This window comes from Streptomyces sp. SAI-135 (assembly GCF_029893805.1).
In the GTDB taxonomy this organism is placed as follows: Bacteria; Actinomycetota; Actinomycetes; order Streptomycetales; family Streptomycetaceae; genus Streptomyces.
On record NZ_JARXYP010000002.1, the window covers coordinates 7748712 to 7762934 of the forward strand.

Annotated in this window: 16 protein-coding genes and 1 tRNA gene; 9 read left to right on the forward strand and 8 right to left on the reverse strand. The window is 72.2% G+C overall.

Features of this window, described 5'->3' with window-relative positions:
- The first annotated feature begins 17 nt into the window (after positions 1-17).
- The 7 genes from M2163_RS39410 (at position 18) to M2163_RS39440 (ending at position 4125) form a co-directional block, all read left to right on the forward strand.
- On the forward strand, positions 18-920 hold the full coding sequence (locus M2163_RS39410; RefSeq protein ID WP_280848122.1) for a LysR family transcriptional regulator: 903 nt from the start codon (positions 18-20) through the stop codon (positions 918-920).
- 42 nt (positions 921-962) lie between these two features.
- Complete coding sequence (locus tag M2163_RS39415) at positions 963-1196, forward strand: hypothetical protein (RefSeq protein WP_280896384.1); 234 nt, start codon at positions 963-965, stop codon at positions 1194-1196.
- A 35-nt stretch (positions 1197-1231) separates the two neighbouring features.
- On the forward strand, positions 1232-2329 hold the full coding sequence (locus M2163_RS39420) for a radical SAM protein (protein ID WP_280896385.1): 1098 nt from the start codon (positions 1232-1234) through the stop codon (positions 2327-2329).
- 33 nt (positions 2330-2362) lie between these two features.
- A complete protein-coding gene (locus tag M2163_RS39425) occupies positions 2363-2977 on the forward strand; it encodes an XRE family transcriptional regulator (protein ID WP_280896386.1) in 615 nt (204 codons plus the stop codon).
- On the forward strand, positions 2974-3507 hold the full coding sequence (locus tag M2163_RS39430) for a GNAT family N-acetyltransferase (RefSeq protein ID WP_280896387.1): 534 nt from the start codon (positions 2974-2976) through the stop codon (positions 3505-3507). The genes M2163_RS39425 and M2163_RS39430 overlap by 4 nt, the downstream gene beginning before the upstream one ends.
- A gap of 30 nt (positions 3508-3537) precedes the next feature.
- Entirely contained in the window at positions 3538-3894 is a 357-nt protein-coding gene (locus tag M2163_RS39435) for an MmcQ/YjbR family DNA-binding protein (RefSeq protein ID WP_280848118.1), read from the forward strand.
- Positions 3895-4051: 157 nt separating this feature from the next.
- Positions 4052-4125, forward strand: a tRNA-Pro gene (locus M2163_RS39440).
- Positions 4126-4254: 129 nt separating this feature from the next.
- On the opposite strand, the gene M2163_RS39445 is transcribed toward M2163_RS39440, so the two are convergent.
- The 5 genes from M2163_RS39445 to glyA are packed head-to-tail and all read right to left on the reverse strand — an operon-like array spanning position 4255 to position 10545.
- Entirely contained in the window at positions 4255-4866 is a 612-nt protein-coding gene (locus M2163_RS39445) for a sarcosine oxidase subunit gamma family protein (protein ID WP_280896388.1), read from the reverse strand.
- Positions 4859-7684 carry a sarcosine oxidase subunit alpha family protein gene (locus M2163_RS39450; RefSeq protein WP_280896389.1) on the reverse strand — a complete coding sequence of 942 codons (2826 nt, stop codon included), beginning with the start codon at positions 7682-7684 and terminating at the stop codon, positions 4859-4861. Before M2163_RS39450 ends, M2163_RS39445 begins: the two co-directional genes overlap by 8 nt.
- A complete protein-coding gene (locus M2163_RS39455; protein WP_053850975.1) occupies positions 7681-7962 on the reverse strand; it encodes a sarcosine oxidase subunit delta in 282 nt (93 codons plus the stop codon). Before M2163_RS39455 ends, M2163_RS39450 begins: the two co-directional genes overlap by 4 nt.
- A 49-nt stretch (positions 7963-8011) precedes the next feature.
- Positions 8012-9232, reverse strand: a complete 1221-nt coding sequence (locus M2163_RS39460) for a sarcosine oxidase subunit beta family protein (protein WP_280896390.1) — start codon at positions 9230-9232, stop codon at positions 8012-8014.
- Positions 9229-10545, reverse strand: a complete 1317-nt coding sequence (gene glyA, locus M2163_RS39465; protein ID WP_280896391.1) for a serine hydroxymethyltransferase — start codon at positions 10543-10545, stop codon at positions 9229-9231. Before glyA ends, M2163_RS39460 begins: the two co-directional genes overlap by 4 nt.
- Before the next feature lie 95 nt (positions 10546-10640).
- Here glyA and M2163_RS39470 point away from each other — a divergent pair, with 95 nt between their 5' ends.
- Positions 10641-11300, forward strand: coding sequence for a GntR family transcriptional regulator (locus tag M2163_RS39470; RefSeq protein ID WP_280848111.1), 660 nt, complete (start codon positions 10641-10643; stop codon positions 11298-11300).
- A gap of 112 nt (positions 11301-11412) precedes the next feature.
- On the opposite strand, the gene M2163_RS39475 is transcribed toward M2163_RS39470, so the two are convergent.
- Positions 11413-12411, reverse strand: coding sequence for a glycoside hydrolase family 43 protein (locus M2163_RS39475; RefSeq protein WP_280897385.1), 999 nt, complete (start codon positions 12409-12411; stop codon positions 11413-11415).
- A gap of 128 nt (positions 12412-12539) precedes the next feature.
- Here M2163_RS39475 and M2163_RS39480 point away from each other — a divergent pair, with 128 nt between their 5' ends.
- Positions 12540-13196 carry a hypothetical protein gene (locus M2163_RS39480; RefSeq protein ID WP_280896392.1) on the forward strand — a complete coding sequence of 219 codons (657 nt, stop codon included), beginning with the start codon at positions 12540-12542 and terminating at the stop codon, positions 13194-13196.
- Between the two features lie 5 nt (positions 13197-13201).
- Here M2163_RS39480 and M2163_RS39485 read toward each other — a convergent pair whose 3' ends face one another.
- Together M2163_RS39485 and M2163_RS39490 are read right to left on the reverse strand one after the other, a co-directional pair.
- Positions 13202-13489 (reverse strand): DUF1905 domain-containing protein, encoded by a 288-nt coding sequence (locus M2163_RS39485; protein WP_280896393.1) that lies wholly within the window; start codon positions 13487-13489, stop codon positions 13202-13204.
- A gap of 20 nt (positions 13490-13509) precedes the next feature.
- Positions 13510-14169: a TetR/AcrR family transcriptional regulator gene (locus M2163_RS39490; RefSeq protein WP_280896394.1), complete on the reverse strand. Its 660-nt coding sequence runs from the start codon at positions 14167-14169 to the stop codon at positions 13510-13512.
- Positions 14170-14223 lie beyond the last annotated feature (54 nt).

The following is a 14223-nucleotide window of genomic DNA, read 5'->3' on the forward strand; positions in this document are numbered from 1 at the left end:
TTGCGATAATCGATCCCATGATCGAGGCACGGCGGCTCCACATCCTCCGTGCGGTGGCCGACCACCGCACGGTCACGGCGGCTGCCGCCGCGCTGTACCTCACGCCGTCGGCGGTCTCGCAGCAGCTCACCGCCCTGGAGCAGGAGACCGGCCACCGTCTGGTGGAGCGCGGCGCCAAGGGCGTACGGCTGACCCCCGCGGGCGAGATCCTGCTCAGCCACACCAACGCGGTCCTCGCCCAGCTGGAGCGGGCGGAGGCCGAGCTGGCCGCCTACAGCTCGGGCGCGGCCGGCACGGTCACCGTCGCCTCCTTCGCGACCGGGATCGCGCTGGTGGTGGCGCCCGCGGTGGCCCGCCTCGCCGCGACGGCCCCCGGCATCCGCATCCGCGTGCAGGACGCCGAGGGCGACGCCAGCCTGCCGATGGTCCTCGACCGGCAGGTCGACGTGGCGGTCGCGGTGGAGTACCGCGGGGCCCCGCCCGCCGACGACCCCCGCCTCGCGCACGTGCCGCTGTACGCCGAGCCCTTCGACGCGGTCGTGCCGGTGAGCCACCGGCTGGCCGACGCGGGCGAAGTGCCGCTGGCGGAGCTCGCCAAGGACCCGTGGATCGGCCCCTACCCCGGCAACCCCTGCCACGACGTCGTGGTCCTCGCCTGCGAGCACGCCGGTTTCCAGCCACGCCTGGAGCACTCCTCGGACGACTTCCGCGCGGTGGTCGCCCTGGCCTCGGCGGACGCCGGAGTGGCGCTGGTGCCGCGGTCCGCGCTGATCGGGATGGACCTCGCCGGAGTGGTCGTCCGGCCGGTCGACGGGGTGGCCCCGACGCGCCGGGTCTTCGCGGCCGTACGGCGCGGAGCCGAGGAGCATCCCCTGATCCGTCCCGTCCTCGACGCGCTTCAGGCCGTCGCCCAGGGGTAGGGAACCGGCCACCGGTCGGACAGTGTCTGGACGGTCATGCGTGTGACGATGATCCTTCCGGCCCTGACCGAGGCGACCAGCCCGCTGTTCCGGCCCATCAAGTACTCGCTGTTTCCGCCGCTCGGCCTCGCGACCCTGGCCGGCCACCTGGACCCCGACGACGAGGTCACCCTCCTCGACGAGCACGTGGAGCGGCTCGACCTGGAAGCCCTCGGCACCCCCGACCTCCTGGTCGTCCAGCCCTACATCACCTCGGCCGGCGCAGCTACGAGATAGCCGACCACTTCCGGGCGCGCGGCGTCCATGTCGCCATGGGCGGCCTGCACGTCACCTCGCTGCCCGAGGAGGCGGCCGCCCATGCCGACACGATCTTCACCGGCCCCGGCGAGGACACCTGGCCGCTGTTCCTGAAGGACTTCCGCGACGGCGTCCCGGCCCGCCGCTACGACTCCCGGCTGCGCTCCCTCGCCGGACTGCCCCCGATCAGACGTGACCTGATCAAGCGTCACCTCTATCTGGTCCCCAACTCGATCGTCGTCTCCCGCGGTTGCCCGCACCACTGCGACTTCTGCTACAAGGACGCCTTCTTCGAGGGCGGCAAGTCCTTCTACACCCAGGCCGTCGACGACGCCCTCGCGGAGATCGACCGCCTGCCCGGCCGCCACCTCTACTTCCTCGACGACCACCTGCTGGGCAACCGGCGCTTCGCGCAGGCGCTGTTCGACGGCATGAAGGGGATGGGCCGACTGTGGCAGGCGGCGGGAACGGTCAACTCGGTACTGGTGCCCGGCCTGTTGGAGCGGGCGGTCGAGGCGGGGCTGCGCAGCCTGTTTGTCGGCTTCGAGACCGTCAACGACGCCAACCTCGCCGAGCGGCGCAAGAACCAGAACATCGGCACCGACTACGCGGCCGCGGTACGGCGGCTGCACGACAACGGCGTCATGGTCAACGCCAGTTTCGTCTTCGGGCTCGACCAGGACGGACCCGACGTCTTCGACCGGACCGTGGCCTGGGCGGTCGGGCAGGGCATCGAGACCGCGACCTTCCACATCATGACGCCGTATCCCTCGACCGGACTGTGGAAGCAACTGGAGTCGGAGAACCGCATCGTGCACCGCGACTGGGACCTGTACGACACCCGCCACGTCGTCCACCGCCCCAAGGGCATGACACCGCGCGAGCTGGAGGACGGCTACTGGAGGGCGTACCGCGACTTCTACCGCTGGTCCAACATCTGGCGCGGCTCGGCGGCCCAGCCCGGCCGTCGCGAACGGCTGCGGCACCTCGCGTACGCGGGCGGCTGGAAGAAGTTCGAGCCCGCGTGGGACCTGCTGATCCGGTCGCAGCGGGTGGTGCGGGCGATGCCGGCCCTGGAGCGGACGCTCGTGGCGTTCGGAGGCAGGGAGTAGCGGGCGTCTCATATATGGGATAGCGTCCCGGATATGAAACGCCAGGAACCCGGACCCGGCCCCGTGGGCCCCGTAGACCCCGTAGACCCCGTGGACCCCGTGGACACCCGCCTCGGCCTCCGGCTCGCCGCACTGCGGGCCGAACGGGGCTGGTCCCTGGGCGAGTTGGCCGAGCGCAGCGGTGTCAGCAGGTCGACCCTCTCCCGGGCCGAGCGCGCCGAGATCAGCCCCACCGCCTCGCTGCTGAACCGGCTGTGCGGGGTGTACGGGCGGACCATGTCCCAGCTGCTCAGCGAGATCGAGGCCGAGCCCGCCCTGCTGGTGCGGGACGCCGACCAGCCGGTCTGGGAGGACCGGGCCTTCGGGTTCGTACGGCGGTCCGTGTCGCCGCCGCACCCCGGGCTGCGCGGCGAACTCGTCGAGGGACGGCTCGCCGCCGGGGCGGACATCGCCTACGACCGGCCGCCCGTGCCCGGTCTGGAGCAGCACATCTGGGTCCTCGCGGGCACGCTGGACGTCACCGCCCAGGACGTCGAGCACCACCTCGGCACCGGGGACTGCCTGCGGCTGCGGGTGTGGGGGCCGACACGGTTCCGGTGCGCGGGACCCGACGCGGCGCGCTACGTGCTGGCGGTGGTCCTGCCGTGATCGTCACCCGCCTCGACGCCACCCACCTCGCGGACCGCGTCGATCAGTTGGCCGACCTCCTGGTCGACACCGTGGACGGCGGAGCCTCCGTCGGGTTCCTCGCACCGATGGACCGCCCCGCGGCCGTCGCCTGGTGGAAGGAGCGTGTCGGCGCGGTGGCCGCGGGACACCAGGCGGTGTGGGCGGCGTACGACGGACACCGCGCGGTCGGCACCGTCGGCCTCGCCTTCCCCGACAAGCCCAACTCCCGCCACCGCGCGGAGCTGATCAAGCTGATGGTGCACCGGGACACCCGCGGGCAGGGCCTCGGGCGCCGGCTCCTCGATACCGCGGAGCAGGCCGCCCGCTCGGCCGGCGTCACCCTGCTCCACCTCGACACCGAGGCCGACAGCTCCGCCGAACGCCTCTACGCCTCGGCCGGCTGGATCAGGGCGGGCGTCATCCCCGACTACGCGGCCGATCCCGCCGGGGTGCTGCGGCCGACCACCCTCTACTACAAGCTGCTCGCAGACACCGCTCCGACCAGGTGATTGTCAGTGCGAGCCGCTACGGTGCCTGTCATGCCGGACGCCGAAGACGTACGCCGTATCGCCCTGTCCCTGCCGGACACGACGGAGAAGATCGCCTGGAGCATGCCCACGTTCCGGGTCGCGGGCAAGATGTTCGCCACGCTGCCCGAGGACGAGACCTCCATCGCCGTGCGCTGCCCCAAGGAGGAGCGGGACGAGCTGGTGCTGGCCGAGCCGGGGAAGTTCTGGATCGCCGACCACGAGGCACAGTTCGCCTGGGTGCGCGCCCGTCTCGCCGCGATCGAGGACGAGGGCGAGCTGCGGGACATCCTCGCCGACTCCTGGCGACAGGCCGCCCCGTCCCGGCTCCTCGACGCCTATCCGGAGCTGGGGCTGCCCAGGGGGTGAGCAAGGTCCAGGACCCGGTGCGCCCGAGGAACGCGGACGGCCGTACGACCTCGACCAAACGTGAGGTAGCCGGGGAAAGGGGTGCGCGACCACCGACCCGAGTGCGGTATGGTTTCTCTGCGCGTTCGGCCAGGGGAAACCCCAGGTCAGACGGCACCGGGACGTGGCGCAGCTTGGTAGCGCACTTGACTGGGGGTCAAGGGGTCGCAGGTTCAAATCCTGTCGTCCCGACGGTGCGAAGGGTCTTCGCGGGCGAGAGCCTGCGGGGGCCCTTTTCGTGTGTGCCGTCCGCCCGGGGGCCGGGTACGGGGCCAGCCCAGCAGGCTGAGCGCCACCGCACACATACCTGGGCGGCGCCGCTCACGGCCGGCCGTACTCGCTCATCGCGTCGATGAGCCAGCGGGCCAGGTAGTCGGCGAACGAGGACCGGGGCAGCAGGCGGTACGTCGGGGCGTCGTCGGTCTGCCAGAGCAGCACCGCGACCGGGCCGACCGTGGTGGACACCGCGCGGCCGGGGCCGAACGCCCGCGGGTGGAGGTCCAGTGGGCACCCCTTCTCCAGGACCTCCCGGGCGGACGGGCCGCTCAGCTCCAGGGTGGTGCGGTTCGCCGACACGTCCACGACCGAGCCGGGGTCGCCCGAGAGGGCTTCCCGCAGCGCCCCGGTCAGGGCGCCGGGGTCGTCCCGGGAGAGCACGAGCCACTCGTCAGGGCCCAGCCAGACGGCCGTACGGTGGCCGTGGGCGGCGGTGTCGCCGCAGCGGCGGGGGAGCGGTTCCCCCAGGGCCCTCCCGATCCGGCCGGCCGCCTCGGACGCGGGGTCGACCCGCACGTTCACCATCGTGCGGAACGGCAGCTCGGCCAGCGTGACGCCCCGGGCGCCGGTGACGGCGGCGGCACGCATCCGCTCCTCCAGGTGGGACAGGGGGCTGGTGCGCAGCGCCACCGGTCCCGCCGTGCTCGGTTCAGCCATCTCGCCTGGTCCCTTCGGGGTCGTAGAGCACGAAGTCGGTCACCTCGACCGGCACCAGCGACTCGCCCACCGGCGCCAGCAGGGTCTGGCCCTTCCTCGCCCGGCCGTCGGCGACGAGGGCGAGGGCGAACGGGCGGCCGAGCGCCGGGCTGTGGTAGCTGGAGGTGACATGGCCGAGCATCGGCACCGGCACCGCCCCCAAGTCGACGTCCGGAGCGACGAGTTGGGTGCCCTCGGGCAGCCGGGTCGTACGGTCGGCCGGGAGCAGGCCGACCAGCTGCTTGCGGTCGGGGCGTGAGGTGTCCGCGCGGGCGAAGGACCGCTTGCCGATGAAGTCCTTCTGCCGGGACACCACCCAGCTCATGCCCGCGTCCTGCGGGGTGACCGTCCCGTCGGTGTCCTGGCCGACGATGATGTACCCCTTCTCCGCCCGCAGGACGTGCATGGTCTCGGTGCCGTACGGGGTGATGCCGTACGGCCGTCCGACCGCGTCCACCTCCTCCCAGACCGAAAGGCCGTACCAGGACGAGACGTTGATCTCGTAGGCCAGCTCGCCGGAGAACGAGATCCGGCAGATGCGGGCCGGGACGCCGGAGGCCAGGGTCGTCTCGCGGAAGGCCATGAACGGGAAGGCCTCGTTGGACAGGTCGACGTCCGGGGCGAGACGGGCGAGGACCGCGCGCGACTGCGGGCCGACCACGGCGATCGTCGCCCACTGCTCGGTCACCGAGGTGCAGTGCACGTCGAGTTCGGGCCACTCGGTCTGAAGCCACTCCTCCAGCCAGTCCAGGACGTTCGCCGCGCCACCGGTCGTGGTGGTCATGAAGTAGCGGTTGTCGTCGAGCCGGAGCGTGACACCGTCGTCGAAGATCATGCCGTCGGGCTTGCACATCACGCCGTAGCGCCCCGTGCCGGGCTTCAGCTTCTTGAAGGCGTTGGTGTAGATCCGGTTGAGGAACTCGCCCGCGTCCGCGCCCCAGATCTCGATCTTGCCGAGGGTCGACGCGTCCATGAAGGCCACGCCCTCCCGGGCCGCCCGGCACTCGCGGGCCACCGCCGCGGCCATGTCCTCGCCGGCCTGCGGGTAGTACCAGGGGCGCTTCCACTGCCCGACGTCCTCGAACCGCGCGCCGTGCGCCACGTGCCAGCCGTGGATCGAGGTCGTGCGCTCCGGGTCGAACAACTCGCCCCGCTCACGCCCCGCCAGGGCGGCGAAGGCGATCGGCGTGTACGGCGCCCGGTAGGCCGTGGTGCCGATCTCGCCCGGCGAACCGCCGAGCGCCTCGGCGATCACTCCGATCGCGTTGACACCGGAGGTCTTTCCCTGGTCGTTGGCCGTGCCGAGCGAGGTGTACCGCTTGACGTGCTCGACGCCCCGCATCCCGGCGCCGGTCGAGCGCCACACGTCGGCGACCGTGACATCGCGCTGGAGGTCGACGAAGTGGTCGTCCCAGGTGCCGGGTTCGCCCTCGGAGGCGGGCACCAGCCACAGGGCGCGCGTCGGGCCGGGGGCGCGCCGCGCGCTCTCGGCGGGCACGGCCACCGGGAAGCCCGCCGCCGTCGCCGCCAGTGCTCCGGCCCGGGTCCCTTCGGCCAGACAGTCGCCGAGGTCGTACGTCCCCCTGGCCGCCCCCACGACCTGCTGGTCCCGTACGGCCCCGTCCGGCACGAACGCGACCAGGTCGGAGTCCCAGCGCAACCGCCCCTGACGCTGGCTGTGCAGATGTACCACCGGGCTCCAGCCGCCCGAGACGGCGAGCAGGTCGCAGGTGAACGACTCCGGCTCACCGGTGAGTCGCCCCTCCGCGTCGAGGGCCCGGACGGTGACACCGGCGAGCCGGTGGTCGCCGCAGGTGCCGACCACCGCGCTGCCCGTGAGCACCCGCACACCTGTGGCCGCTGCCACCGCGGCGGCCCGGCCGGTGAGTTCGGGGCGGGCGTCCACCACGGCGGCGATGTCGATGCCGGCCGCGTGCAGATCGGCGACCGTGTCGTAGGCGCTGTCGTTCGTCGTGCCGACCACCACCCGTGAACCCGGCGCCACGGCGTACCGGTTGAGGTAGGTGCGCACGGCCCCGGCGAGCATCACGCCCGGCCGGTCGTTGCCCGCGAAGACCAGCGGACGTTCGTGCGCGCCGGTCGCCAGGACGACCTGGCGGGCACGGATGTGCCACAGCCGCTGCCGCGAGACCCCCTCGGGGGCGCCCGCGCCGAGGTGGTCGGTGCGCCGCTCCAGCGCCAACACGTAGTTGTCGTCGTACGATCCGAAAGCCGTGGTCCGATGCAGTACGACGGCCTCGGGGGCGGCGTCGAGGGCCGCGCGCAGCTCCTCGGCCCACTCCCGGCCGTCCGGCTCGGGCTGCTCGTCGACGAGGATCACGCGCGCGCCGGAGGCGGCGGCGGTGGCAGCCGCCGCCAGGCCCGCCGGTCCGGCGCCGACGACCAGGACGTCGGTGTGGACGTACTTCTTGTCGTAGACCGCGGGGTCCGCGGTGGGGTCCAGCCGGCCCATTCCGGAGAGCGTGGTGGCGGACAGGCCGTCGTACAGCTCGACGCTCGTGGCCGGGAGCATGCCCTCCGAGCACGAACCGCCCAGCTGCACCAGGGCGTTCGGCTCCTCGACGCCCGCGGCGACGATGCCGCGGGGGCGGCCGCGGTAGAGCGACGGGGCGACCTCGACCAGGCCGTTCGCCAGCATCGCCGAGGCGAGGGTGTCGCCGGGATGGCCGGTCAACTCCCTTCCGTCGACGGTGAATCGCAGCAGGGTGCCGCGGTCGATCCGGCCACCTCGCGGCAGCCGGAAGAGCTGGTCGGTCATCGGTTCCCTCCGGGGCGGGGCTCGTCGGGCCGGTACGAGGTCAGCACCTCGTGGGTGGCGGTGTCGCGCAGGACGTTGAACCAGCGGCGGCAGCCGATGCTGTGCATCCACCGTTCCGCGAAGGGGCCCTTGGGGTTGTCGCGGTAGAAGACGTACTCGGCCCACTGCTCGTCGCTGAGGTCGGCGGGGGAGTCCGGGTAGGGCACATGGGCCTGTCCGCCGTAGCGGTACTCCGTCTCGTTCCGCGGCCCGCACCACGGGCAGGTGATCAGCAGCATGGCGTTCTCCTCAGTGCCTCATGCCTCGATGCCTCGATGCCTTGATGCCTCAATGGGCCACGGCCGCGGCGCCGTGCTCGTCGATCAACGCGCCGGTCGTGAACCGGTCCAGGGCGAAGGGGGCGTTCAGCGGATGCGGCTCGCCCGTCGCGATGGTGTGCGCGAAGGTCCAGCCGGCCGCCGGAGTGGCCTTGAAACCCCCCGTGCCCCAGCCGCAGTTGACGTAGAGGTTCTCGACGGGGGTGCGGCCGATGACCGGCGAGGCGTCCGGGGTGACGTCGACGATGCCGCCCCAGGTCCGCAGCACGTGCGCCCGCGCGAAGACCGGGAACAGCTCCACCGCGGCGGCCATCTGCTGCTCGATCACATGGAACGAGCCGCGCTGGCCGTAGCCGTTGTACGCGTCGACGCCCGCGCCCATCACCAGCTCTCCCTTGTGGGCCTGGGAGACGTAGACGTGCACGTGGTTCGACATGACGACGGTGGGATGCACCGGCTCGTGCAGTTCGGAGACCAGGGCCTGGAGCGGGTGGGACTGCACCGGCAGCCGGATGCCCGCCCGCTCGGCCAGCACGCTGCTGTGCCCGGCGGCCGCGAGACCGACCCGGCCGGCGTGGATGCGGCCTCGGTTCGTCTCGACGCCCACCACCCGGTCGCCGTCCTTGAGGAAGCCGGTGACCTCGCAGCCCTGGATCAGGTCCACACCCAGCTCGTCCGCGCGGCGGGCCAGCGCCCAGGCGACGTGGTCGTGCTTGGCGATGCCGGCCCGGGGCTGGAAAGTGGCGCCGAGGACCGGGTACCGGGTGCGGGGCGAGACGTTGAGGATGGGGCAGACCTTGGCGACCTCGTCCGGCTCCAGCCACTCGGCGTCGACCCCGTTGAGGCGGTTGGCGCCCACGCGCCGCACGCCCTCGCGGACGTCCTGGAGGGTGTGCGCGAGGTTGAGGACACCGCGCTGGCTGAACAGGAAGTCGTAGTCCAGTTCCTCCGGGAGCCGCTCCCACAGCTTGAGCGCGTGCTCGTAGATCGCGGCGCTCTCGTCCCACAGGTAGTTGGAGCGGATGATCGTGGTGTTGCGGGCCATGTTGCCGCCGGCCAGCCAGCCCTTCTCCAGGACGGCCACATCGGTGATGCCGTGGTTCTTGGCGAGGTAGTAGGCGGTGGCGAGGCCGTGACCGCCCGCGCCGACGACGACGACGTCGTACGACCGTTTCGGGTCGGGGTTGCGCCACAGGAAGTCCGGGTGTTCCGGCAGGGGTTCGGCGGTCATGCCGGGCCTCCGTCGAGGTGGGGGTAGAGGGGGAAGGCGGCGGCGAGCTTCTCGACCCGGCCGCGCAGTTCGTCCTCGGGGCGTTCGCGCTTCAGGGCCTCGGCGATGACGTCGGCGACCTCGCGGAACTCCGTCTCGCCGAATCCGCGGGTGGCCAGGGCGGGCGTACCGATCCGCAGCCCCGAGGACACCATCGGCGGGCGCGGGTCGAACGGCACGGCGTTGCGGTTGACGGTGATGCCGATGCGGTGCAGCAGGTCCTCGGCCTGCTTCCCGTCGAGCTCGGAGTTCCTCAGGTCGACGAGGATCAGATGGACCTCGGTGCCGCCGGTCAGGACGGTGATCCCGGCCTCGGCCACGTCGTCGGCCAGCAGCCGGCCCGCGAGGATCTTCGCGCCGCGCAGCGTGCGCCGCTGGCGTTCCTTGAACTCCTCGCCCGCCGCCACCTTGAAGGCCACCGCCTTCGCCGCGATCACATGCTCCAGCGGACCGCCCTGCTGACCGGGGAAGACCGCGGAGTTGATCTTCTTGGCCAGGTCGGCGCGGCTGAGAACGACACCGCCGCGCGGGCCGCCGAGGGTCTTGTGGGTGGTGGTCGTGACGACGTCCGCGTACGGCACCGGGCTCGGGTGCAGACCCGCGGCGACCAGCCCCGCGAAATGCGCCATGTCCACCATCAGGTACGCGCCCACCGCGTCGGCGATCCGGCGGAAACCGGCGAAGTCCAGCTGCCGCGGGTAGGCCGACCAGCCCGCGATGATCATCTTCGGCCGGTGCTCCAGGGCGAGCCGCTCGACCTCGTCCATGTCGATGCGCAGGTCGGACTCGCGCACGTGGTACGGCACGACGTCGTAGAGCCTGCCGGAGTAGTTGAGGCGCATGCCGTGGGTGAGGTGCCCGCCGTGCGCCAGGTCGAGGCCGAGGATCGTGTCACCGGGCTTCAGCAGGGCGAACATCGCGGCCGCGTTGGCCTGGGCGCCCGAGTGCGGCTGGACGTTCGCGGCCTCGGCGCCGAAGAGCTCCTTCACCCGGGCGACGGCCAACTGCTCGACCACGTCGACGTGTTCGCAGCCGCCGTAGTAGCGGCGCCCGGGATAGCCCTCGGCGTACTTGTTGGTCAGGACCGAGCCCTGGGCCTCCATCACCGCGGCCGGGGCGAAGTTCTCCGAGGCGATCATCTCCAGCGTGGACTGCTGGCGGTGCAGCTCGGCGGCCACGGCGGCGGCGACGTCCGGGTCGACTGCGCTGAGGGGGAGGGTGAGCGGCGAGGCGGGCGTGGTGAGCGGCGAGGTGGGCGGCGTGCTCGTTGCCATCTGTGCACCATCCTGAGAGCCAGGTAATGAGCAACTGATATATCAGCCTGTGCGGTAAGGTATGGGAGCTCGCCGCACAGGTCAAGGGGGCATCCGTGGAGCAGGTCGCGACCGAGATCGAGGAGCTGTCGCTCGCCGAGCGCGCGTACCGCGCCATCCGGGACCGGCTCGTCATGCTGGAGATCCGGCCCGGCGCGCCGATCAACGAGGAACAGCTGGGTCAGTCCCTCGGCGTCGGCCGGACACCGGTGCGCGAGGCGCTCAAGCGGCTCCAGTACGAGCGCCTGATCACGACCTACCCCCGGCGCGGCACCTTCGCCACCGAGGTCAACATCACCGACCTCGCCCACATCTCCGAAGTGCGCCAGGAACTGGAACCCCTGGCCGCGGCCCAGGCGGCGCGGCGCGCCACGGCCACCGACCGGGCGCACCTGACGGACCTGCTGGGGGAGCTGGGAAGCGCGGGCACCTCCGGCCGGGAGGCCGCCGACCTGATGCGTCTGGACCTGCGGGTCCACCGCGCCATCTACACCGCCACGCACAACCCGTACCTGGAGGACACCCTCGTCCGCCACGACAACCTGGCCACCCGCATCTGGTGCCTGTTCGTGGACCGGCTGGACGACATGGCCGGCCACGTCGAGGAGCACGGGCCGCTGATCGCGGCGATCGTCGCCGGTGAGGTGGACAGGGCGGCACGGCTCGCCCGCAGCCACGTCGAGGGTTTCGAACAGGCGATCCGCGCGGCCATGTGACCGGCCGGTCACCGAACGGACAGGACCTGAACTCCGCGTCCGGTCCTGGGCGACGGCCGTGTCCCCGTCGAGGCCGACGGCGTACGGCAGCGGTCAAGGCCACGCCCGGCGGCTACCCGGCACCGGCCCCGTCACCGTCCAGGTCGGTGCGCTGGCGCAGCACCCGCAGCTCGTCACCCTCGATCCGCATCTCGTACAGCTTCCCGCGCGCGTTCTCGAACGGACGGTGGAGGATCATCATCAGCGTGCCGTCGAAGGTCCGGAACAGCATGCCGTGCCCGCTGTCCTCCCGGACCAGCGGCCGGCGCTGCTCCCAAGGGCCGGTCAGCGCACCGGACCTGGAGACGGCGTAGGTCTGCACGTACCCGCCGGTGAGGGTGCCGTCGGCGGCGGCCGTGTTCTTCTCGTACGTCGACCAGAGCATGAGGAGGGCGCCGTCAGGGGTGCGGTGGAGCTGCGGGCCGTCGGTGACGTACGGCGCGAGCTGGTGCGGCACGCCCGCGGGGATCTGCTCACCGAGCCAGAACGCGTCCGAGCCCTTGAACAGGAAGACGGGCTCGCCGACCGTCCCGCTCAGATCGGGAGTCAGCCGCACGGCCTCCACCGTCCCGTCGACGGTCTGCAGCCACTCGTGCGCGTACACCATCCACGGCTGCCCGTCCGGATCGACGTGGAGCGTTCCGTCGAGGGTCATCAGATGGGCGGGCGGAGTGGGCCCGGACGGATCGACGACGGTGAACGGACCGAGCAGCGAGTCGGACACGGCGGTGACCGTGCCGCGCGCGTGGTTCGGCAGCCTGAAGGGTGTGCCCCAGCGTCCGGCGGGCGGCACCGGCAGCACCCGGCCCTCGTCGTGCAGGGTGGTGAACAGGTAGTACCTGCCACCCCAGGCGTGGACCTCCGGCGCCCATCCGCCGTCCCGCGCCCAGATCCCCTCCTGCTCGGCGGTCCTGAACACCACGACGGGCCGCGTCCACTCCCGCAGGTCCCGGCTGCGGTACACCATCGTCCCGACGCCCTCCACGCCCGACACGGACGGCTCGTTCGACGTGTACAGGTGATAGGTCCGTGTCCGCTCGTCCGCGACGACGAACGGATCGTGCAACGGCATGTCGGGCAGCCGCAGGGGCTCGGTGTCGGTCACGGCCGAACGATACGGGGCAGTGCTGGTGCGGCTGCCGGGCCGGCCCCGGGGGAAAAGCGTTCGGACGCCGCAGCGTCGTCTGTCACGCTGGGCCGGTGCTGCTCAAGCTGACGGGTTCCAGTTGTTCCGGCAAGTCCACGCTCGCCCTGGCCGCGGCCGGCCGGTTCTCGGGGATCGCCGTGCACGACTTCGACGAGATCGGCGTTCCCGACCGCCCCGGGCCGCACTGGCGGCACCGCGCGACCGAGTGGTGGGTGCGGCGCGCGCTGGAGTACCAGGACCGCGGGATCGATCTCCTGCTGACCGGGCAGTCGCCGCTGGGCGAGGTGCTGGCCGTCCCGTCCGCGCCGCTGCTGGACGGGATCGCCGTGTGCCTGGTCGACGTCGACGACGACACCCGGCGCGCCAGGCTCGCCCGGCGCGACCCCGGCCGATGGGACGCCCCCGCGGTCGACGCCTTTCTCGGCTGGGCGGCCTGGCACCGGGGGCACGCCGCCGACCCCCGGCACCTGCCCGAGGCCGTCGTCGACGGCGGCTGGCCCGACATGGTCTGGCACCGCTGGACGTCATGGGCCGCCGGCGACCCGCGCTGGCACACCCACCTGCTCGACACCACCGGCCGGCCGCTCACGGCGTCCACGGAAGCGATGGTGCGCTGGATGAGCGCACAGCGGGAAGCACACCGGTCCGGACGGCTCGCCCTGAGCCGGGGCTGGACGGATGCCGGCGGTGCCCGGTCCGCGTCCCGGTGACCGTGTCAGAAGCGGACCGTCAGCTCCACCCGCACGTCGTCCCCCGCGGCGAGCCCCTCCGGCACCCGCACCGCGTTCTTCAAGGGCAGCAGATAGCCGCCGTCCTTCGGGAACAGCGATGTCGTGAAGGTGACCTCGCCGATCCGTGCCTCGACCGGGATCACGCCCCAGCCGTAGGTGGCCATGCGGGCCACCTCGCCGATGTCGGCGGACTCCTGGTCCGGCACCGGGACGAAGAAGTACGGCGCCGGGCCGCGCCATTCGATCACCCGGCCGGTGAAGGTGAGCTGCATGAGACCCCGTTCCGACGACGTCAGGACCGTCCGTACCGCGCCGCGACGTCCGTGAGATACCCGCGCAGCAGTATCTTCGCCTCCTCCAGGAGCGCCGCGTCCCCCTTCGTGTCCCGGCGGAAGGCCTCCTGGGCGAGGGCGTCGGCGGCGAGGATCGCGGCATGGCACACGCGGGCGAGGATCTCGTCGTCCTCGGCGAGCCGCAGCGCGAGCAGGACACGGCGGATCCCGTCGGCCATGCGGAGCTTGTGCTCGCGGTCCGCGGCCCGGGTGCGCTCGGTCAGTCCGCTGCCGAACCACAGGGCGCGGAAGCCGTGTTCGGTGCGGTAGATCTCGGCGTACGCGTCGACGAGGACACCCACCGGGTCCTCCCAGTGCTCGACGGCCGCGGCCGCCACGAGCGCGTCCATCGCGGCTTCCAGTTTCGCGAAGTAGCCGGCCGCCAGCGCCTCGATGATCGCCCCGCGGTCGGGCAGGTACTGGTAGAGCGAGCCGACCGACACCCGGGCCTCGGAGGCGATCCGGGTCGTGGTGAGCGACTCCACGCCCTCCTCCACCAGGATGCGCTCCGCGGCTTCCAGCACCCTGGCCAACCGGGCCCGGCTGCGTGCCTGTTGGGGAGTGCGGCGCAGGGAGGCGATCCATGCGGCCGGGTCGGCGTCCGGGGCGGACTCAGCCACGGCACGACCTCCGCTCATCCACGTGACGATCCCACGCGACAACCTCCGAACGTG

Excerpts from the sequence above, each read along its gene's own strand:
- M2163_RS39410 (WP_280848122.1), top strand. The coding sequence starts at position 18 with ATGATCGAGGCACGGCGGCTCCACATCCTCCGTGCGGTGGCCGACCAC.
- M2163_RS39420 (WP_280896385.1), top strand. The coding sequence starts at position 1,232 with ATGGGCGGCCTGCACGTCACCTCGCTGCCCGAGGAGGCGGCCGCCCAT.
- M2163_RS39425 (WP_280896386.1), top strand. The coding sequence starts at position 2,363 with ATGAAACGCCAGGAACCCGGACCCGGCCCCGTGGGCCCCGTAGACCCC.
- M2163_RS39435 (WP_280848118.1), top strand. The coding sequence starts at position 3,538 with ATGCCGGACGCCGAAGACGTACGCCGTATCGCCCTGTCCCTGCCGGAC.
- M2163_RS39445 (WP_280896388.1), bottom strand. The coding sequence starts at position 4,866 with ATGGCTGAACCGAGCACGGCGGGACCGGTGGCGCTGCGCACCAGCCCC.
- M2163_RS39450 (WP_280896389.1), bottom strand. The coding sequence starts at position 7,684 with ATGACCGACCAGCTCTTCCGGCTGCCGCGAGGTGGCCGGATCGACCGC.
- M2163_RS39455 (WP_053850975.1), bottom strand. The coding sequence starts at position 7,962 with ATGCTGCTGATCACCTGCCCGTGGTGCGGGCCGCGGAACGAGACGGAG.
- M2163_RS39460 (WP_280896390.1), bottom strand. The coding sequence starts at position 9,232 with ATGACCGCCGAACCCCTGCCGGAACACCCGGACTTCCTGTGGCGCAAC.
- glyA (WP_280896391.1), bottom strand. The coding sequence starts at position 10,545 with ATGGCAACGAGCACGCCGCCCACCTCGCCGCTCACCACGCCCGCCTCG.
- M2163_RS39475 (WP_280897385.1), bottom strand. The coding sequence starts at position 12,411 with ATGCCGTTGCACGATCCGTTCGTCGTCGCGGACGAGCGGACACGGACC.
- M2163_RS39485 (WP_280896393.1), bottom strand. The coding sequence starts at position 13,489 with ATGCAGCTCACCTTCACCGGCCGGGTGATCGAATGGCGCGGCCCGGCG.